Source organism: Saccharopolyspora hattusasensis, from assembly GCF_050972075.1.
In the GTDB taxonomy this organism is placed as follows: Bacteria; Actinomycetota; Actinomycetes; order Mycobacteriales; family Pseudonocardiaceae; genus Saccharopolyspora; species Saccharopolyspora hattusasensis.
This window is the reverse complement of the sequence record NZ_JBPCDC010000001.1, coordinates 1,010,685-1,030,977: the sequence shown is the minus strand read 5'-3', so window position 1 is coordinate 1,030,977 and position 20,293 is coordinate 1,010,685. Positions and strand designations below refer to the sequence as shown.

Annotated in this window: 14 protein-coding genes; 8 read left to right on the top strand and 6 right to left on the bottom strand. The window is 67.8% G+C overall.

Annotated features, from left to right (window positions below; genetic code table 11):
• Positions 1 to 99: 99 nt before the first annotated feature.
• The 4 genes from ACRXBZ_RS04850 to glnA all read left to right on the top strand — a co-directional run bounded on the left by ACRXBZ_RS04850 (position 100) and on the right by glnA (position 6,835).
• A complete protein-coding gene (locus ACRXBZ_RS04850; RefSeq protein WP_433877980.1) occupies positions 100 to 1,095 on the top strand; it encodes an NAD-dependent epimerase/dehydratase family protein in 996 nt (331 codons plus the stop codon).
• Entirely contained in the window at positions 1,092 to 2,420 is a 1,329-nt protein-coding gene (locus ACRXBZ_RS04845; RefSeq protein ID WP_433877979.1) for a D-arabinono-1,4-lactone oxidase, read from the top strand. The genes ACRXBZ_RS04850 and ACRXBZ_RS04845 overlap by 4 nt, the downstream gene beginning before the upstream one ends.
• 103 nt (positions 2,421 to 2,523) lie before the next feature.
• A complete protein-coding gene (gene uvrA / locus ACRXBZ_RS04840) occupies positions 2,524 to 5,382 on the top strand; it encodes an excinuclease ABC subunit UvrA (protein WP_433877978.1) in 2,859 nt (952 codons plus the stop codon).
• 28 nt (positions 5,383 to 5,410) lie between these two features.
• Positions 5,411 to 6,835, top strand: coding sequence for a type I glutamate--ammonia ligase (gene glnA / locus ACRXBZ_RS04835; protein ID WP_433877977.1), 1,425 nt, complete (start codon positions 5,411 to 5,413; stop codon positions 6,833 to 6,835).
• A 240-nt stretch (positions 6,836 to 7,075) separates the two neighbouring features.
• Here glnA and ACRXBZ_RS04830 read toward each other — a convergent pair whose 3' ends face one another.
• The 4 genes from ACRXBZ_RS04830 to ACRXBZ_RS04815 all read right to left on the bottom strand — a co-directional run bounded on the left by ACRXBZ_RS04830 (position 7,076) and on the right by ACRXBZ_RS04815 (position 12,220).
• Positions 7,076 to 9,142 (bottom strand): M28 family peptidase, encoded by a 2,067-nt coding sequence (locus ACRXBZ_RS04830; RefSeq protein ID WP_433877976.1) that lies wholly within the window; start codon positions 9,140 to 9,142, stop codon positions 7,076 to 7,078.
• Between the two features lie 311 nt (positions 9,143 to 9,453).
• Positions 9,454 to 10,251, bottom strand: a complete 798-nt coding sequence (locus ACRXBZ_RS04825; RefSeq protein WP_433877975.1) for a citryl-CoA lyase — start codon at positions 10,249 to 10,251, stop codon at positions 9,454 to 9,456.
• On the bottom strand, positions 10,248 to 11,462 hold the full coding sequence (locus ACRXBZ_RS04820; RefSeq protein ID WP_433877974.1) for a CaiB/BaiF CoA transferase family protein: 1,215 nt from the start codon (positions 11,460 to 11,462) through the stop codon (positions 10,248 to 10,250). Before ACRXBZ_RS04820 ends, ACRXBZ_RS04825 begins: the two co-directional genes overlap by 4 nt.
• The gene (locus ACRXBZ_RS04815) at positions 11,459 to 12,220 is read right to left on the bottom strand and encodes an IclR family transcriptional regulator (RefSeq protein WP_433877973.1); all 762 of its coding nucleotides are present in this window, start codon (positions 12,218 to 12,220) and stop codon (positions 11,459 to 11,461) included. The genes ACRXBZ_RS04820 and ACRXBZ_RS04815 overlap by 4 nt, the downstream gene beginning before the upstream one ends.
• Positions 12,221 to 12,346: 126 nt before the next feature.
• On the opposite strand from ACRXBZ_RS04815, the gene ACRXBZ_RS04810 reads away from it, so the two are divergent.
• From ACRXBZ_RS04810 to ACRXBZ_RS04795, 4 genes are all read left to right on the top strand, one after another.
• Positions 12,347 to 13,726, top strand: a complete 1,380-nt coding sequence (locus ACRXBZ_RS04810) for an MFS transporter (protein ID WP_433877972.1) — start codon at positions 12,347 to 12,349, stop codon at positions 13,724 to 13,726.
• Between the two features lie 446 nt (positions 13,727 to 14,172).
• Entirely contained in the window at positions 14,173 to 14,943 is a 771-nt protein-coding gene (locus ACRXBZ_RS04805) for a class I SAM-dependent methyltransferase (RefSeq protein ID WP_433877971.1), read from the top strand.
• A gap of 195 nt (positions 14,944 to 15,138) precedes the next feature.
• Positions 15,139 to 15,945, top strand: coding sequence for a thioesterase family protein (locus tag ACRXBZ_RS04800; RefSeq protein WP_433877970.1), 807 nt, complete (start codon positions 15,139 to 15,141; stop codon positions 15,943 to 15,945).
• Between the two features lie 162 nt (positions 15,946 to 16,107).
• Entirely contained in the window at positions 16,108 to 17,061 is a 954-nt protein-coding gene (locus ACRXBZ_RS04795; protein ID WP_433877969.1) for an alpha/beta hydrolase, read from the top strand.
• A gap of 8 nt (positions 17,062 to 17,069) precedes the next feature.
• On the opposite strand, the gene ACRXBZ_RS04790 is transcribed toward ACRXBZ_RS04795, so the two are convergent.
• Positions 17,070 to 19,169, bottom strand: a complete 2,100-nt coding sequence (locus tag ACRXBZ_RS04790) for a putative bifunctional diguanylate cyclase/phosphodiesterase (protein WP_433877968.1) — start codon at positions 19,167 to 19,169, stop codon at positions 17,070 to 17,072.
• A 718-nt stretch (positions 19,170 to 19,887) separates the two neighbouring features.
• Complete coding sequence (locus ACRXBZ_RS04785; protein ID WP_433883799.1) at positions 19,888 to 20,280, bottom strand: DUF5997 family protein; 393 nt, start codon at positions 20,278 to 20,280, stop codon at positions 19,888 to 19,890.
• Positions 20,281 to 20,293 lie beyond the last annotated feature (13 nt).

The following is a 20,293-nucleotide window of genomic DNA, read 5'->3' as shown; positions in this document are numbered from 1 at the left end:
TTGCGTTGCAAAACGTCGGAACAATCGACGCTTTCCGGATTAATCGTATATGTCTAATTGTATATGTCCAATCGTATATGTCTAGAGGAGTTGATTGCCGTGAGTGACCACAGTAGTTCAGCTCTCGTCGCCGGCGGTGGGGGCTTCATCGGCGGGCACTTGGCCGCTCGCCTGCTGCGCGAGGGCTACCGGGTTCGAGTGGTCGACTGCAAACCGGTTGACGAGTGGTTCCAGGTACACCCCGACGCGGAGAACGTCGTGGCCGATCTGTCTCTTCTCGACGCGGCACACGCGGCGGCCGACGGGATGGACGAGGTTTATAACCTGGCCGCCGACATGGGTGGCATTGGTTTCATCGAAGGCAACAAGGCCCGCTGCATGTTGTCAGTGCTGATCAACACGCACCTGCTGATGGCCAGCCGGGATGCCGGCGTGGACCGGTTCTTCTTCTCCTCGTCCGCCTGTGTCTACGCCGCCGCCCACCAGACCGCCCCGGATCTTGAAGCGTTGCGGGAAGAGATGGCTTATCCGGCGATGCCCGAAGACGGTTACGGGTGGGAGAAGCTCTTCGACGAGCGCATGTGCCGGCATTTCTCCGAGGACTTCGGCCTGCGCACCCGGGTAGCCCGCTTCCATAACATCTACGGCCCGCATGGAACGTGGGACGGCGGACGCGAGAAAGCCCCGGCCGCGAGCTGCCGGAAAATCGCCGCTGCGGTGATCAACGGCGACGACAAGATCGAGATCTGGGGCGACGGGGAGCAGACCAGGAGTTTCACCTACATCGACGACTGCGTCGAGGGTATTCGCCGCATCATGCGCAGCGACTGCGACCAGCCACTCAACCTGGGCAGCGAGGAGCTCGTAACCATCAACCAACTTGTCGATCTGGTCCAGGAACTCGCTGGCTGCTCACTAACCCGGCACCACAACCTATCCGCTGCTCAAGGTGTGCGGGGACGAAACAGCGACAACACGCTCATCCGCAAGCAGCTCGGCTGGGCACCATCCATCTCGCTGCGCGACGGAATTTCCGAGACGTACAAGTGGATTTACAAGGAAGTCGGCTACGCCTCGCACAGGTTCCTGCCATGACCGGTATCGCAGCGCACGCTGGTGCCAGCGGGGACTGGACGAACTGGGCAGGGTCCGCCCGGTGCCACCCGGCCCGTCGCGTCAGCCCGCGCAGTGAGGACGAGCTGGTCCAGCAAGTGCGGGACGCATGTTCCGCCGGTCAGCCGTTACGCGTCGCCGGAAACGGGCACTCCTTCGCGCCACTGGTCAGCACGGACAGCATCCTCGTTGATCAGCACGAGTACGCTGATGTCATCGCGGTGGACCCCGCCGCCATGACGGTCACGGTCCAGGCCGGCACACCGCTCTGGCGCATCAACGCCGAGTTGGACCGGTACGGACTCGCGATCGAGAACATGGGGAGCATCAACGTTCAAACCGCGGCCGGCCTGGTCTCGACGGGGACGCACGGTTCGGGCAACCGCTATGGCTGCCTGTCGAGTCAGATCGCGAGTATGCGGCTCGTCACGGGACGCGGGGATCTCGTGGAGTGCTCGGCGACGTCCGAACCAGACGTGTTCTCGGCTGCTCGGCTGGGCTTGGGCGCTCTGGGAGTGATCTCTACGATCACATTTCGTTGCGTACCGGCATTTTCGCTCAGCCTCGAGGAGAGAACAGAGCCATTCGCCCGGTTCATTGAGCGCCTGCCCGAACACGTCGAGAGCATTGACCACCCCGTCTTCTTCTCGCCCATGTGGAGCGACCAGGTACACATCCGGGCCATGTCGCGCACGACGGCGCCGCTGCGGCCCCCGTCCCGGTGGCAGGCGTGGCGAGATCACTACCTGGCGGGCCATGCCGGACTGCAAGGTGTGCTCTGGGCCCACCGGCGCGATGCTGCGCTCGTGCCATTTGCCTCCAGAGTCCTGACGCGCCGCCCGCTTCGGTCGTTCGTCGACGTGAGCCATCGCATTTTCACGTTTCCACAACGCGTACGCGTGGTGTCGATGGAGTACGCCGTGCCGCTCGAGGCGTTGGGGCAGGTGTTGCAAGAGTTGCGTCGAGTACTACCGTCGTCCGGCGAGGTGGTTTCGCTACCCCTGGAGATACGGGTGGCGTCCGGCAATGACATCCCGCTCAGCCCGGCTTACGGGCGCCCGACGGGATACGTCAATTTGGCGACCGATGCGCACAGCCCGCACGACAAGATATATCAGGTCGCCGGAAGGGTTCTTAGCGATTTCGATGGTCGCCCGCACTGGGCGAAGCTGCATTCCCACACCGCAAGCAGCCTCGCGCCCCGCTATCCACGCTGGAACGACGTGCAGCGGATCCGCCAATCTCTCGATCCGAAAGGAATCCTGATCAACCCCTATCTGGAGCGAGTCTTCACCGGCACGGCCTGAGCGCCTGCGAGCCCCCCCGTCGGGGCCCGCCGCTGCGGTGCGCCACGGCGCGGCCCTGTGCCAAACTGGCTGTGTTGTCCTGACGTGGTCTGGTTCTTGAGCCGTGGCTGACCGATTGGTCGTGCGTGGCGCGCGTGAGCACAACTTGCGCGGCGTGGGTGTCGACCTGCCCCGGGACAGCTTGATCGTGTTCACGGGTCTGTCCGGTTCCGGGAAGTCTTCCCTGGCGTTCGACACGATCTTCGCGGAAGGCCAGCGCCGGTACGTGGAGTCGCTGTCGGCGTACGCGCGGCAGTTCCTGGGCCAGATGGACAAGCCGGACGTGGAAGTCATCGAAGGACTCTCGCCCGCGGTGTCGATCGATCAGAAGGCCACCAGCCACAACCCACGGTCGACGGTGGGCACCGTCACCGAGGTCTACGACTACCTGCGGCTGCTGTACGCCCGCGTGGGCGAGCCGCACTGCCCGGTCTGCGGCGAGCGGATCAGCAGGCAGACCCCGCAGCAGATCGTCGACCAGGTGCTGGCCCTGCCCGAGCGCACCCGGTTCCAGGTGCTGGCGCCGGTGGTGCGGGGGCGCAAGGGCGAGTACGCGGAACTTTTCGCCCGCCTGCGATCGCAGGGTTACGCGCGGGTGTCGGTGGACGGCGAGGTGCACCACCTCGACGACGTGCCGAAGCTGAAGAAGCAGGAGAAGCACTCCGTCGAAGTGGTCGTCGACCGGCTCGTGGTCAAACCGGAGGCGAGGCAGCGCTTGACGGAGTCGGTGGAGGCGGCGCTGGGACTGGCGGACGGGGTCGTGATCATGGAGTTCGTCGACCAGCCGCCGCGGTCGCTGGACCGGCAGTGGTCGTTCTCGCAGAACCTCGCGTGCTCCCGCGGCCACCCCATCGGCGTGCAGGACTTCGAGCCGCGGTCCTTCTCCTTCAACTCCCCGTACGGCGCATGTCCGGTGTGCACCGGGATCGGGGTGCGCCGCGAGGTCGACCCGGAACTGGTGATCGCGAATCCCGAGTTGTCGCTGGCGGATGGTGTCGTGGCGCCGTGGCAGGGCGGTCAGACCAGCGAGTACTTCCAGCGCCTGCTGAGCTCTCTGGCCGACGCCCGGGGCTTCTCGGTGGACACCCCGTGGCGACGGCTGCCCGCGAGGGTCCAGAAAGCGGTGCTCTACGGCTCCGACGACCAGATCCACGTGCAGTACCGCAACCGCTACGGCCGGCGGCGGTCCTACTACGCCCGCTTCGAGGGAGTGATTCCGTTCCTGGAACGCCGCCTGGAGCAGACCGAGTCGGACTACCTGCGCCAGCGGTACGAGGGCTACCTGCGGGAAGTGCCCTGCCCGGAATGCGCGGGCGCCCGCTTGAAACCGGAAGTCCTCGCCGTCACGCTGGAGCACAAGACGCTGGGAAAGCGCTCGATCGCCGAGGTGTCCGCGCTGTCGGTGGCGGGCTGCGCGGAGTTCCTGCGCGGCCTGGTGCTCGGCCGCCGCGAACGCGCGATCGTCGGCCGCGTGCTCTCGGAAACCCAGGCGCGCCTGGGTTTCCTGCTGGATGTCGGGCTGGACTACCTGTCGCTGGATCGGGCGGCGGGCACGCTCGCCGGGGGAGAGGCCCAGCGGATCCGCTTGGCCACGCAGATCGGCTCCGGGCTGGCCGGGGTCCTCTACGTGCTGGACGAACCTTCGATCGGCCTGCACCCGCGCGACAACCACCGCTTGCTCGCAACGCTGACCCGGCTGCGCGACCTCGGCAACACGCTGATCGTCGTCGAACACGACGAGGACACCATCCGCGCCGCCGACTGGGTCGTGGACATCGGGCCCGGCGCGGGTGAGCACGGCGGGACGATCGTGCACAGCGGTCCGCTGGACACCCTGCTGGCCAACCAGAAGTCGCTGACCGCCGAATACCTGACGGGTCGCCGCAAGATCCCGGTACCGGCCGTGCGACGTGCGGTCGACCGCAACCGCGTCCTCACGGTCCACGCGGCGCGGGAGCACAACCTGCGCGGCATCGACGTGTCCTTCCCGCTGGGCTGCATGATCGCCGTAACCGGCGTTTCCGGTTCGGGGAAGTCCACTTTGGTCAATGACATCGTCTACAACGGGCTGGCCCGGAAGCTGCACGGCTCCCGCGCGGTGCCGGGAAAGCACGGCTCCATCACCGGAATCGACAGCATCGACAAGGTCGTCCACGTCGACCAGTCGCCGATCGGCCGCACGCCGCGTTCCAACCCCGCGACCTACACCGGGGCGTTCGATCCCATCCGCAACCTGTTCGCCGCCACCACCACGGCCAAGGTTCGCGGCTACCGGCCGGGGCGGTTCTCCTTCAACGTGCCGGGTGGACGCTGCGAAGCATGTGCCGGCGCCGGAACCATCCGGATCGAGATGCAGTTCCTCCCCGACGTGTACGTGCCGTGTGAGGAGTGCGGCGGGGCCCGCTACAACCGCGAAACCCTGGACGTGCGCTACAAGGGGAAGACGATCGCGGAGGTCCTGGACATGCCCATCGAACAGGCGCTGGAGTTCTTCGGGGCGTTGCCGGGCATCGCCCGCCGCCTGCGCACGCTGGTCGACGTCGGGCTGGGGTACGTGCGGCTGGGGCAGCCCGCGCCGACGTTGTCCGGTGGTGAGGCGCAGCGGGTGAAGCTCGCGACGGAGCTCACCCGGCGCTCGAACGGCGGCACCGTGTACATCCTGGACGAGCCCACCACGGGACTGCACTTCGACGACGTCCACAAGCTGCTCGACGTGCTGCAACGGCTGGTGGACGTCGGCAACACGGTCATCGTCATCGAGCACAACGTCGAGGTCGTCAAGACCGCCGACTGGATCATCGACCTGGGGCCCGAGGCCGGATCGGCCGGTGGCCGGGTGGTCGCCACGGGCACTCCCGAAGCGGTCGCCGACGACGAGACCAGCTACACCGGGCAGTTCCTGCGCCGGGCGCTCGCTTCCTGAAACCAGACCGAGAATTTTGGAGGTAGCGATGTTCAACAGCCCGGAGGAGGTCCTGCGGTTCATCTCCGATGAGGACGTGAAGTTCATCGATGTCCGGTTCTGCGATCTCCCGGGCATTATGCAGCACTTCGCGGTGCCCGCCAAGTCGTTCGCCGCCGAGATCTTCGACGAGGGCATCGCCTTCGACGGGTCGTCGGTGCGCGGATTCCAGGCGATCCACGAGTCGGACATGCTCCTGCTGCCCGACCCCTACACCGCTCGACTGGACCCGTTCCGCACCAAGAAGACGTTGAGCCTCAACTTCTTCGTGCACGATCCGTTCACGCTACAGCCCTACGGCCGCGATCCGCGCAACATCGCGCGCAAGGCGGAGCAGTACCTCGCCGACTCCGGCATCGCCGACCTGGCCTACTTCGGGCCGGAAGCCGAGTTCTACCTCTTCGACTCAGTGCGGTTCGCGAATGCGGAGAACACCTCGTTCCACGAGATCGATGCCATCGAGGGCTGGTGGAACACCGGTCGCGCCGAGGACGGGGGCAACCAGGGATACAAGATCAAGTACAAGGCGGGGTACTTCCCGGTGCCGCCCACCGACCACCTGGCGGACCTGCGCGACGAGATCGTGCTGAACCTGATCGATGCGGGTTTCACCGTGGAGAAGGCCCACCACGAGGTCGGCACCGCGGGTCAGGCCGAGATCAACTACCGCTTCAACACGCTGCTGCACGCCGCGGACGACCTCCAGCTCTACAAGTACATCGTGAAGAACACCGCGTGGCGGCACGGCAAGACGGCCACGTTCATGCCCAAGCCGCTGTTCGGCGACAACGGTTCCGGCATGCACACCCACCAGTCGTTGTGGAAGAAGGGCAAGCCGCTGTTCTACGACGAGACGGGCTACGCGGGGCTCTCCGACCTCGCGCGGCACTACATCGGCGGCATCCTGCACCACGCGCCGAGCCTGCTGGCGTTCACCAACCCGACGGTGAACTCGTACCACCGCATGGTGCCCGGCTTCGAGGCGCCGGTGAACCTGGTCTACTCCCAGCGCAACCGCTCGGCCTGCATCCGCATCCCGGTGACCGGCGCCAGCCCGAAGGCCAAACGCATCGAGTTCCGCTGCCCGGACTCCTCCGGGAACCCGTACCTGGCCTTCGCGGCGATGATGCTCGCCGGCCTGGACGGCGTCGCGAACAAGACCGAGCCGCCCGACCCGATCGACAAGGACCTCTACGAGCTACCGCCGGAGGAGTCCGCCGACGTCGTCCAGGTTCCGTCCTCGCTGGACGCCGTGCTGGAAAGCCTCGTGGCCGACCAGGACTTCCTGCTGCGCGGTGACGTCTTCACCCCGGACGTGATCGAGACCTGGATCGCCTTCAAGCGTGAGCACGAGATCGACCCGCTGCGACTGCGCCCGAACCCGTACGAGTTCGAGCTTTACTACGACGTGTAGTGCCGCGGCTACGAACTCTGATCGCCCTATTGATCACCATTCGCTCCCAGGCCCCCACCATCCAGGCCGCCGTGGAGAGGCGCCAATTTCGCAGGCCGCCTGCCGGGTGCCGATTTCGCGCGAAATCGCCGTTCCCCACGCGTGCCGACGGGCGATTTCGCGCGAAATCGCCACTGCCCACGCCTGCCGGGTGCCGATTTCGCGCGAAATCGGCGGCACCCTCAATACATCCGGGCCGTGCTAGCCCGCAGCTCCCCGGGCTGCTTCGGCGGCCTTGTGCAGGGAATCGATCAGCAGATCGCGGTACTTCTCGGCCGTTGCGGTATCGCGGTCGGTGATGGCGTCATCGATCGCCGGCAACGGCTGCACCGCATAACCGGTGTACAGGCCCGGTGCGTAGACCATGTGCTTGTACCAGTCCCGGCCGGGCAGACCTTCCTGTTGGGTCAACGCACGCTCCTGGGCGATCAGCGCGTCGTAGACGGCATCGGCGTGGACGTGTCGTCCGTTCTCCAACTGCTTGGCCGCCTTCTCCCATTCCCGAGCGGCGGCGTAGGCGGGGGTGAGATCGACAATCTGCTGGCCGGTCTGCTTCTCGTCGAGATCCCGCAGGTGACCCGCGACTGCGGCCGCGTAGTCGGAGTAGACCAGCGGTGCGGTCGCCGAACCGGCCAGGCGCAGCGCGAAAGTGCCCGCGTACGCGGCGGACACCTCGTGGTAGCGGTAACCCGGGTCGAGGAAGTTGCGCATGAGGTGCAGGTCGTCATAGGCGCTGTGGTACTCGCCGCCCGGTGTCGACGTGCCGAACTCGGCCGAGGCGATGCCGAGGTGGTCCAGGAATGCCGTGTAGTCCGATCCGCTGCCCAACCGCTCCGGCACCGGGTTCTGCTCGCCCGAAGACTGTTGCCAGTTGCGGTACAGCGTGCCGTGCTCGGGATCCCGGATGTCCTTGGCGATGTCGGTCAGCACGCGGTCGAGTGCCGGAACGGACCCGGCGGAGAAGTTCTCGCCGCCGCCCGCGCCGTCCATGTTGAGGTACACCAACGCGTTCTTGAACAGATCGGCCCGGTGCTGCTCGACCCATTCGGTGGACCCCAGCAGCCCGTACTCCTCGCCGTCCCAGCCGGCGAGCACGATGGTCCGCTCCGGCTGCCAACCGCGATCGCGCAGTTCGGCCAGCGCCCGAGCCGCTTCCATCAGGGTGGTCCACCCGGCCACGTCGTCCTCGGTGCCGTAGGTCCACGAGTCGAAGTGCGCCCCGAGGACCACCTTCTGCTCCGGGTGCTTGGAACCGGGGATCTCCACGATCACGTCGTTGACCGGGATCTGCTGGTAGTCGATGTCCAGGTCGAGGTCGACGCGGGTCGGTCCGGGACCCACCCGGTAGTCCAGGTCCAAACCGCCCTGCCACCCCTCGGGCGCAGGTGGGCCTTGCAGCGCCGCCAACAGGTGCTGCGCTTGGCGGTAGGAGATCGGTGTGGTCGGCACGCTCGTCATGTTGTCCGCTTCGGACGGAGCGATGCGTGGTGTGTCCGGGGTGGCCGGTTTTCCGGGTGTGAGCGGGTCGCCCGGGTACTGGAAGATGTACTGCACGCTGCCGCGCTGGATGCTGTCGGCGTTGCGCCACGGCCCGTCGGGGTAGACGGCGCCCTTGGTGAAGCCGTCGTCCGCTGGGTCGGAGTACAGGATTACCCCTGCGGCGCCGTGTTCTTCGGCCACCTTCGACTTCACGCCGCGAAAGCTCTGCCCGTAGCGGGCCAGCACGATCTTGCCCCGGACGTCGACGCCCATCTTCGCCAGCTCGGCGTAGTCGTCCGGCAGGCCGTAGTTCACGTAGACCACGTCCGCGGTGACGTCCCCAGGCGGGGAATAGGCGTTGTACCCGACGACTACGTCGTCGAATCCCTCGTGCCACGGGAAAGGAGGTTCCTTCACCTCCAGTTCCCGCCGTTCGGGCCCGGTCATGGTCGCCGAGATGTCGCGCGGCACCGAGGCGTGGACACCGTAGCTCTCCAGCCTCGGGTGCAAGCCCCACTCGGCCAGCTTGTTCATCGAGTACTGCGCCCTGCGCGTGGCGCCGTCGGTTCCGACTCTGCCGGTGTAGGCGGACATCGCTTCGCTCATGCGCGCCGCGCTGTCCGCGTCGACCTCCTGCTGCAGCGCGCGCTCCCAGAAGCGCAGGCTGGCGCTCGCGTCCTGCGCGGTCGCGGGGGAAGGCTGCACGGCGGGCCCGGCGACGAGTGCCGCCGCCAACGCCGTCGAACCGAACAACCACCTACTACGTCGACGCGGTCCGTGCAGGGACATTCGTCCTCCTGATGCCGTGGCATGCAGTTAGCAAGACGAAAGGTACAAACGCGTCCTCGTCGGCACAACGATCACCACCCGTTTGTGCGGTGAGACTGGCTCACCAAGCTTGAATCCTGATCGGTCGGCGCATTTCTCCCCCTCCCGGTGCGCCGACCGGCACCTCAACAGGCCCGTGAGTACTTTTCGGTGTTATAGCACCGAAAAGTACTCACGGCTCTAGGCGGCCACTTCGGGCAGGTCACCGGCAGCAGGCCGACCAGTGACCGGGTGATGCGCAAGCTTCACTGTAAGTTCGCCGGCGGGCCGGATCAGCGGTGCAGGTGCCGTGGTTGTTCCCCGTGGTATCCGGCGAGGACGGACTTCGGCAGCGGGCCCTTGATGCGGGCGCCGGTTTGGGTCTCCTCCCAGGCGTGGGCGAGGATGCCGACGCTGCGGGAGAGGACGAACAGCCCTCGGCCCAGTTCCGGGGGAAACCCGAGTTCGGAATAGACGATGGCGGTTGCTCCGTCGATGTTCATGGGTACCGGTCGGGAGCGGCCTTCCGCGAGCGCGGCTTCCAGTGCGAGGCCTGCTTCCAAGGCGCGGCCCGGCACTTCGCCGGCTTCGATCGCTTCCGCGACGAGTTCGAGGAGCGGATCGCGGCGCGGGTCGCGGGGGTGGAAGCGGTGGCCGAATCCCGGGATGTGGCGGCGTTCGGCGCGGTAGGAGGCGACCAGATCGCGGGCGGCTCGGCGCACATCGTCGGCTTCGGCGAGGTCGGCGAGGATCGCCATGCACTGCTGGCCCGCGCCGCCGTGGGTGTCGCCGAGGAGCCCGGCGCCGGTGGCCACGGCGCTGTTGAGGCCGACACCGCACGTGGCGGCCATGCGAGCGGCGGCGATCGACGGCGCCTGCGGGCCGTGGTCGACGGCGGCGACGAGGGCGGCCTCCAGCAGGCGACCCTGGGCGGCGGAAGGAAGTTCTCCGCGGAGCAGCAGCCAGATCTGCTCGGCGAAGGTGACCCGACCGATGAGTTGCTCGACGGGGTAGCCGCGCAGCAGGATTTCGCCGGGGCGGATGCGGCTGATCGCGGTGGACCACCAGTCGGCGGCGTCGGGGGTGCTCATACGGTGCCTCGTTCCTGCAGTTCGGTGATCTCGCTGTCCGCGTAGCCGAGTTCGGCCAGCACGTCACGGGTGTGCTCGCCGAGCAGCGGCGCGGTGCCGGCCGGGCCCGCGGCGTTGCCGTTCACGCGCACAGGACTGCCGAGCACGGACAGCCGGCGATCGCGTCCATCGGGGAACGGCAGGTGGTGCACGAAACCGCGTTCGGCGATCTGCTCCAGGTCCAGCGCGTCGGGCACGGAAAGCACCCGGGCGGCTGGAACACCGGCAGCCGAAAGCACTTCCTCCCATTCCTTGGCCGTTCGCAGCCGCAGCGACCGCTCCAGTTCGCCGCGGAGCCCGGTGCGGTTGTTCTTGCGGTCGGCGGGGTGGGCGAAGCGCGGGTCGTCGACGAGGTCGGGGCGGTCCAGCAGGAGGCACAGGGTGGCGTACTGGTGCTGCTGGTTTGCGGAGATGTTGAGGTGGCCATCGGCGGTGGCGAAGGTGCCGGAGGGGGCGGCGGTGAAGTTCTCGTTGCCCATCGGGCGCGGATCGGTGCCGGAGACGAGGTAGTTGGAGGTGACCCAGCCCATCGCGGTCAAGGCGGCCTCCAGCATGGACACGTCCAGCACGGCTCCTTCGCCGGTGCGCTCGCGGTGCACGAGGGCGGTGCTGATCGCGAAGGCGGCGGCCATCCCGCCGAGGGTGTCCGCGACGGGGAATCCCGCGCGCAGCGGGGCGTCATCCTCGTTCCCGGTCACGCTCATCATGCCGGAAAGGCCCTGGATGATCTGGTCGTAGGCGGGTCGGTCGCGCAGCGGTCCGCTCTGGCCGAAGCCGGAGATGGCGCAGTAGATCAGCCGCGGGTTCTCCTCGCGCAGCCGGTCGGGTCCGACGCCGAGGCGTTCCATGACGCCGGGCCGGAAGTTCTCCACCAGGACGTCGGCGCGGGTGACCGCGCGCAGCAGGATCTTCCGGCCCGCCTCGTGTTTCAGGTTGAGCGTCATGGACCGCTTGCCGGAGTTCTGGGCGAGGAACGATGCGCCGAGCAGTTCATCGGAGAGGTCGCGGTCGGCGCCGAGCCTGCGGGCGAGATCTCCGACGTGCGGGATCTCGATCTTGATCACGTCGGCCCCGTGCAGGGCGAGCTGGTAGCTGGCGAAGGGGCCGGCGAGGACGTTGGTCAGGTCGAGGACCCGCACGCCGTCCAGCAGCTTCCTGGTCGCGGTCGTCATTGCGCGGCTCCGATGAAGTCGAGGGATGTCAGCCGTGCGGCGGCGCCGGTGAGCACGGGGATCCAGTCGCGCACCTGCGCGTCGGTGAAGCGGGTGGTGGGGCCGCCGAGGGCCACGGCCGCGGCTACTTCCCCGGTGCGGGCGAAGATCGGGGCGGCGATGCCGGAGACACCCGCCTCGCGTTCCCCGTGGCTGACCGACCAGCCGGACTCGGCCGCTGCCCGGCTCCGCTTCCAGAGGTCGTCCGCGTGCTCCGCGCCCCTAGGGGACGTCTCGGCCACCGCCACGACGTCCTCGCGTTCGCTGCGGGAGAGCAGCACATGGCTGGCGGCACCACCCCAGAGGGGTAGCGTGTCGCCGACCCGGACTACGTGGCGCAGGTTCTGGGTGCCTTCGTGCTGGGCGATGCAGATGCGGGTGGTGTGGGTGCGGACGTAGATGTTCACCGTTTCGCCACCGCTGGACTCCGACAGCTCCTTGAGACAGGTGAGCGCTTCCTCCGGCGGCTTCCACGCTTCGCGCGCCAGGTGTGCCCAGCGCAGCAGTCCCGGGCCCGGCGCCAGCAGCCCGTCGGGGCGCGTCCACAGCAGACCTTCCTGCTGGAGCGTGTGCACCAGCCGGACGACCGTGGACTTCGCCAGCCCGGTGGCGTCGATCAGCTCGCGGACGGTGCGCGCGGGGTGTTCGGAGTCGAACATCCCCAGCAGTTCCAGGGCGCGGCGCACGCTCCGCACGCCGGCGGAGTCGGTTTCGGGCATGAGTCGCCTTTCGGTGCGGTGGCGCAACCCCCCTTGTCAGGGGGTCGGCCTACCCATAACATCACGGAACCATCTAGCGGCACAAGAGTACCACTAGGTGGCACTCGTAAGTGACAAGGGAGTCCCATGAGTACGCCAACAGCACAGCGCCCGGTCTTCCAGCCGAAAGTGACCGCTGCGGCGGTCTTCGGCACCACGGTGGAGTGGTACGACTTCGCCCTGTACGCCACCGCCGCTTCGCTGGTGTTCAACAAGCTCTACTTCCCAGGCGGAGATCCCCTGGTGGGCACGGTCGCGGCTTTCGGCACGTTCGCGATCGGCTTCCTCGGGCGCCCGCTCGGCGGGGCCTACTTCGGCGAACTCGGCGACCGCAAGGGGCGCAAGCACGTCCTCGTGGTCACGCTGCTGCTGATGGGGATCGCCACCACCGGAATCGGGCTGCTGCCCACCTATGGGTCCATCGGTGTCGCCGCTCCACTGCTGCTGACGCTCCTCCGCTTCCTCCAGGGCTTCGCCGCCGGCGGGGAGAAAACCGGCGCGCTGATCCTGCTTTTCGAAAACGCTCCGGCGCGCTGGCGAGGACTGCTCAGCAGCCTCCCGGCCATCGGCACCGGCACGGGCACGTTGCTGTCGACGGGTGCGATGACGATCGCTTCGACAACTCTTTCACAGCAAGCATTCCTCGACTGGGGATGGCGCATTCCTTTCCTGCTCAGCGCGGTGCTGACGTTGTTCGGCCTGTGGGTGCGCCGGTCTTTGGACGAAACGGAGGACTTCCAGCAGGAACTGAAGCGCCAAGCCCGTGAAGAGGCCGCCCGGCCGGACCACCGCGCCGGACGGGCGTCGTGGCGCCAGCGGCTGGCGAAGAGCCGGTTCGTGGAGTCGTGGCGGAAGTACCCCAAGGAGATGATCATCGTCATCTGCGCCGGGGCGGCGGAGAACTGCGGGTACTACATCTTCGGCACCTTCTCCGTCGCATACGCCCAGGACGCGGGTCTCGCCACCGGCCCGGTGCTCACCGGGATCATGGCCGTGTCGGTCGTGAAGCTCGCGTCCGTGCCGCTTTTCGGGGCGCTGTCCGACCGGTGGGGCAGGCGTCCGGTCAGCATTCTCGGCGCGGTGGTGATGGCGGCGGCCTGCTATCCGTTCTTCCGCGTGCTCGACACCGAGCAGCCCTGGCTGGTCCTGCTGGCACTGCTGGTCACCCTCGGCATCGGCCAATCGGCCGTCCTGGGCGCCCAACCGGCCTTTTTCGCCGAGCTGTTCAGCACCAAGGTCCGCTTCACGGCCGTGGGCGTGGCCAACAACATCGGCACCGTCCTGACCGGTGGGCTCGCCCCCCTGCTCGCGAGTTCGCTCCTGTTGTGGTTCGACCACAGCATCGCCGGCGTCGTCATCTTCCTGCTGCTGACCTGCGGCATCACCATCGTCACGGTGGCGGTCGCACGCGAAACGCGGGTGCGCCACGAGTCGGTGCGGCCCGCTGCCGAAACGGCAGTGGGCTGAGGGAACAGCACACACGACGGTGATCTCCGGTTTCCGGGGACGGCAGGTCCATCTTGGCCAGTTCGACCCGCGGTGGCTGACGCGCCGGCGGGAGCACAATTTCGCGAGAATTGTGCGTTCACCCGGGTGGACGTCAATTTCTCGCGAAATTGCGCCCCACCCGGGTGACGCCACCACGTCGTTGAGGCTCTCCAGGTGCTGCACGTTCACGGGCCGTCAACCCGTTCGATGCGAGCGTGACCACCGCGGTCGAGGGGGCGAACGAACGCGATCCGGCGACACCGCCGATGGTGGGGCGGCCGATGGCGATCCTCAGCCGCACCTGATCCGCCAGCGACGAGCCGGCAGTGACGAGCCCGCAGTGACGAGCCGGCAGACGCCGATCACAGGATCGGCACATTCGTGGAACAACGATTTAGGCTGGGCCGATGGGCGAAGGTTACCTGTTGGAGAACCAACAGCCGGAGGCCGGTGAGCGATTCACCGCGCTGGCGCGGTTGCTAGACCCGGTCACCTGCCGGCATTTCGAGCGGCTGGGTGTCGCCGAGGGCTGGCGGTGCTGGGAGATCGGCGCGGGTGGCGCCACGATCCCGAACTGGCTGGCCCGCAGGGCCGGACCACGTGGCAGGGTGATCGCCACCGACATCGACACCGGCTGGCTGGTCTCGGCCGAGCCGGGCGTCGAGGTCCTCCAGCACGATGTCGGAGCCGAACCGCCCCCGGCCGGCGAGTTCGACCTGGTGCACGCCCGCCTCGTGCTCACCCACGTGCCGGCTCGTGAGGCGGCGCTGCGCGCCATGGTCGGTGCGCTTCGCCCCGGCGGCTGGCTGCTGCTGGAGGAGGCCGATCCGGGGCTGCAGCCCCTGATCTGCCCCGACGAGCACGGCCCCGAGCAGCGGTTGGCGAATCGGTTGCGGGAGGGGTTCCGCTCGCTGATGGCGAGCCGGCACGCCGACCTCGGTTACGGACGCACCCTTCCCCGGCTGCTCCGTGCCGAAGGACTGGCCGAGGTGGGTGCCGAAGGCTTCTTCCCGATCACCGACTCGGCCTGCGTGGTGCTGGAGCGGGCCACCGTGGAGCAGGTGGCCGACCGGCTGATCGCGGCCAGCCTGGCCACCCGGAGGGAGATCGACGAGCACCTGGCCAACCTGGCGGCCGGCCGACTGCCCGACCTGGCGACCGCGCCGATGATCTCCGCCTGGGGCCGGCGCGGCTAGAGCCGGTCTGTTGGACCAAGTGATCCAGCAGACCGGCTCTAGCCCTTCGGTAAGCGTGTCTGGGGTCCGCTTGATCACGTCGACGCCCCGGGAGAGGTTCCCAACGCTGGGGGTCACCTCGCGTCGCGCCGTCTTACGATCCTGAGCGTTGAAAGCGGCACGGCCGCACCCGCCCGCAGTCCCTGGAGAAACCCCGTGAACGCCGGCACTCCTGCCACGAACAGCTACTACGAGCGGATCGACGAACGCCGCTACAAGCCCACCTGCCATGCCAGCGGCGCGTGGAACCCGGACGAGCAGCACTTCAGCCCGCTGGGCGGACTCATCGTCCACGCGATCGACCAGCATCTGGCCGCGCGTGCGGGCGACGGCCTGGTCCTCGGCCGCATCAGCTTCGACATCCTCGGGCGCCTCGCGCTCGACGAGAGCGAGATCCGGGTGGAGACCATCCGGCCAGGCCGCACCATCGAACTGATCGAAGCCACCGTGCTCGTCGCCGACCGCCCGGTTGTCAAGGCCCGCGCATGGCGCCTCGCAGTCCTGGACACCGAAGCCGTCGCGGGCGGTGGTGCAGACCCGCTCACCCCGCCCGAAGAAGTCGCCCCCTGGCCGATGGACTTGGTGTGGCCCGGCGGGTATATCGCCTCCTTGAACGCCCGCCCGCTCGCGCCGCCGCAGCCCGGCCGCACGACGGCCTGGATCTCCACCGAGATGGACCTCGTCGCCGGTGAGTCCAGCAGCCCGCTGGCGTCCTACATCGCGCTCGTCGACACCGCCAACGGCATCGCCTCGCGCCAGTCACCCACCGACTGGATGTGGCCCAACGTCGACCTGACGATCCACCTCCACCGGCAGCCCGAAGGCAGCTGGACCGGCCTGGACACCACCGTCGTCTTCGGCGGCACCGGCCAAGGCATCACCAGCACCGTCCTGCACGACATCAAGGGCCCGGTCGGACAAGCCCAGCAGATCCTCACCGTCCGACCGCTCCAAAACCCGTGAGTGTTTTTGGGTGCCATAGCACCTAAAAACACTCACGGGTTTTCCACGATGCTCACCGCGCCACTGCCCGAGTCGATGCTGGCATTTCGGGATCGTCGCAGCGGTGGCAGGGCCGGGCGCACTGGCCGGACAATGTGGTGACCTCGGCAAGGGGGTGGCCACGTGTATCTGGATCCCGAGCTGGCAGCAGCCCTGCCCGCGCTGCCCGACCTGCACATCCAGGACCTCGCTGGGGCCCGCGCCCGGATGCGGCAAATGGCTGCGGGCATGGCGCAGCCCGACGAGGTCGTCATGACCGACCGCGCGGTGCCCGGTGTGGATGGTGGCTCCGTGCAGGTCAGGGTCTGCAAGCCGCCCGATGCCGCCGGCCCGCTTCCCGCTCTGCTCTTGTTGCACGGCGGTGGATTCGTGATGGGCGGGCTGGACGCGGTCACCGCGCAAGCCGCGGATCTGTGCACTCGGGTGCCTGCGGTCGTCGTGGCTGTCGAATACCGGCTGGCCCCGGAACATCCGTATCCGGCTGCCCTGCAGGACTGCGATTCAGCGCTGCGCTGGATCGCCGCTGGAAGTGGAGCGCTCGGGGTCGACGCTGAGCGGATCGGCGTGTACGGGATGAGCGCCGGCGGCGGTCTCGCCGCCGCGCTCACCCTGCTCGTCCGCGACCGCGGCGGACCACTTCTGTGCTTCCAACTGCTCGATGCCCCCGAGGTCGACGACCGACTGGACACTACCTCGATGCGGACGTTCGACGACACTCCATTGTGGAATCGAGCCGACGCGGTGCTGAGCTGGCGGTACTACCTGGAGGGCTGCGACGGGGCCGTTCCTCCTTACGCCGCACCGGCTCGCGCCAGCGATTTCTCCGGCCTTCCCCCGGCGTACGTGTCGGTTTACGAGAACGACCCGCTGCGCGATGAGGGGTTGGCCTACGCGTCCGGCCTGCTCGGCGACGGCGTATCGGTCGAGTTGCACCTGTTCCCCGGCACATTTCACCGGTCGGCCGTGGTTGCGAGCGCAGCCGTATCCCGACGCCAGGCCGCCGAAACCCTCGATGCGCTCCGGCGGGGTCTGAACACCGGTCAGAACACCGTTGGGGCAGTGCTCGAACTGAACTGAGGGCCTGCCTACGCCCACGCCGGGTTTGCGGGGGCGGCGGACTCCGGGGACTTGAGGAGGGCGTGGAACTCCGCTGCGGGCAGCGGGCGGGAGAACAGGAATCCTTGGCAGGCGTCGATGCCGAGGCTGTTCAGCAGCGCGTGCTGGGTGGTGTTCTCGACGCCTTCGGCGATGCAGGTGCGGTCCATAGCCCGGGCCAGTTCCACCACAGCACGCGCGATCCCGAGATCGGCCGGGTCCGATCCCATGCCGGAGACGAACCGCCGGTCGAGCTTGACGATCTTGGTCGGCAGGTCCTTGAGCCGAGCCAGCGAGGAATAGCCGGTGCCGAAGTCGTCCATGGCGAACCGGACTCCCGTCCGAGCGAGCTCCCGCATCGCCCTGCGCGGTTTCGCGGGCAGGTCCACGAACAGCGTTTCGACCATTTCCAGGACGACGCGGTCGGGGGCGATACCGCTGGCGGTGATCGCAGTTGAGACCTCGTCGCTGAAGTTCGGGGCGTCGGGACGGATTCCGGAGACGTTGACCGTGACGCCGATCGGCTGCTGCCAGGTGACCGCCTCCCGCAGGGCGGTGTGCAGCACCCAGCTGTCCAGGTCGTGCATAAGACCGCCGTTCTCGGCGACCGACAAGATCGTGTCCGGTGTGAGGAGTCCGCGGTCCGGATGTGGCCACCGCACGAGCGCTTCGGCCAAGATGATGGTTCCGTCCCTAGCGACGATCGGCTGGTAGTGCAGTTGCAGGCGATCGTGGCGCAGCGCGGCGCGGAGATCTTCTTCCAAGGTCAGCTGCGCGGTGGGAGTGCCCTGGCCCGTCCGCGCGCGTCCGCGGCCCCTCTTGGTGTTGAACATCGCCGCCTCGGCGTCGCGGATCATGTTCTGCGTCGTGGTGTGCTCCTCGGGCGTTGTCGCGCCGATGGAGGCGGTGACGCTGACCAGCCGACCCTGCAGCGGGACGACCGCGCGAAGCAGGTCGGCCGCCGTGTTGGTGAGCGCGTCGAGCCCGCCGCAGGCTTGCACGTTCGAGCAGATGATCAGGAACTCGTCCCCGTAGAGCCGCGCGGGCGTGCAGCACGCCGGGAGCTCGTTGCGCAGGCGGCGGGCGAGCGCTACCAGCAGTTCGTCGCCTGCATCGTGGCCTAGCGAGTCGTTGACGCGCTTGAAGTTGTCGATGTCGCAGAACAGCACGGCTATCTGGTCGCTGCTGCGGTCGAGCATGGGGACGAGCAGTTCGTCGACGCCCTGCCGGTTGAGTAGCCCGGTCGTCGGATCGTGCGTGGCCTGATGGTGCAGGACCTCGGCGCGGCGGATCTGCTCCGTGACGTCCTGGAACACGGCCAACCAGAACCGGTCCCCGTCGTCCTGCACCGAGGCCGCGCACCGCACGTGGCAGAACACCGGCTCACCATCTGCGCGGGTGAGAACCCGGTGCGACATCCTCTCGCCGCCCGCCCTCGCTGGGTGCGGGACCAACCCGAACCCGGCGTCGTCGGGGTGCATCAACTCGGACGCGGCCTTGCCATGCAACCGGTAGCCCAGCAGATCGCACAGCGCCGCGTTGGCGTCGAGGACCTGGTCGGACTCGTCGAGCAGCGCAATGCCCACCGGTGCGAGCTGGAACAGGTCGGTGAACCGCCGAGCCGACCGCTCGCGCTGCGTGCGTCCCTCGGACTCGTCGCGGGTCACCTTGATGAAGCCGGTCAAGCTGCCGTCCGGGGCCCGTTGCGCCGTGATCACGACGTGCGCCCAGAAGCGCGTGCCGTTCTTGCGCACGCGCCAGCCCCGGTCGATGAAGAAACCGTGCGCGGCAGCCTGGCTCAGCTCCCAGGACGGGAATCCCGCCTCGACCTGCTCGCGCGGGTAGAACCTCGAGAAGTGGCGCCCGATGATTTCCTCGCTGGAGAACCCCTTGATCCGCTGAGCACCCGCGTTCCAGCTGGTCACCAGGCCGTCGCGGTCGATGGCGAAGATGGCGCAATCCCTGAGGTCCGCGGCGACCTCGCCGATCAACCGCTCGGTGTCGATCTGCGCTGCCGACTGCCGGAACCCGTTGCTCGGCTCCCACCGACCACTCAAGCCACACGCAGCCGCTTCCTCATGCGTGTTCACCGAATCTCCATTCGTTCTGTGGAGGACCAACGTCACCCGGTCGACGAATCCGGCGGACGGGGCGACTCTGCTTGCAGCTCTTGGGTAATTATCAGCTCGCTTCGAGGGAAGGCGTCTCACGTTTCCAACCGTCTGCTCGACGGTTGGCAATCGACGCTACCGGCCGTTCAGTTGACGCTGCAAGGCGTTGGCCGGCGCCCCGCAACACGGCACTGCACGCGTGCGAAGACGGCGTCTTCGAGCCCGTCCGCACCGACCGCAATGCTGGACCTCATCGACAACTCGCATTTCCCCGAGTCTCTCAGCGAGGTCCTCCCCGGTGCCGCTTCCGTGGAGAATGCGGCACACCGCTGCAGAGAGCTGAATGTTTGGTGCCGTTCCGCCTGGAACCGCCATGTCGCTCTACTTTGGACTCCCGGCCGGACGATCCGCTCGCGCTCGAAATGCGAATCGGGGAATTCGCGAGATCGATGCAATTACTCCGGGCGCATCGCAGATGTGGGGTATTCATTCGCGCACTGGTGCCCCGCGGATACACCGGCGACGCGACCGAAACGATCACCGCGCAGCTCGAGCGCTTCGCCCCCGGCTTCCGGGAGCGGATCGTCGGCACTGCCGCCCAAGCCGCGGCCCGATGCTTCGGTGGCCGGGTCAGATCGGCACGCTGGCGCGCCGGGTCCTGCTCGCCGACGCGCCGCGTTTAGCGGGTCTGGTGCTGCTACCAGGAACGGGGGCGGCGGGCCGCCGCCTTCTCCTTGATGCGTAGCGCTTCCTTGCGGACGTCGGCCTGAGTGGCACGTTCCTGCTGGAGCCACTCCGGGTCTTCGGTCTTCAGCGCTTCGATCTGCTCGGTGGTGAGCGGGTCGGTGATGCCGCCACGTGCGAGACCGCCGATGGAGATGCGCAGCCTCGCCGCGACGACCTGCCGCGGGTGCGGGCCGTTGCGGCGCAGTTCCCGCAGCCACTCCGGCGGGTCGGCCTGCAGGGCGTTCAACTCGTCGCGCGAGACGACACCCTCCTGGAACTCCGCGGGGGTGGCTTCGAGGTACACGTTCAGCTTCCTCGCCGCGGTCTTGGGCTTCATCGTCTGGGAGGTCTTCTGCGACGTCATGCCCTCAAGGGTA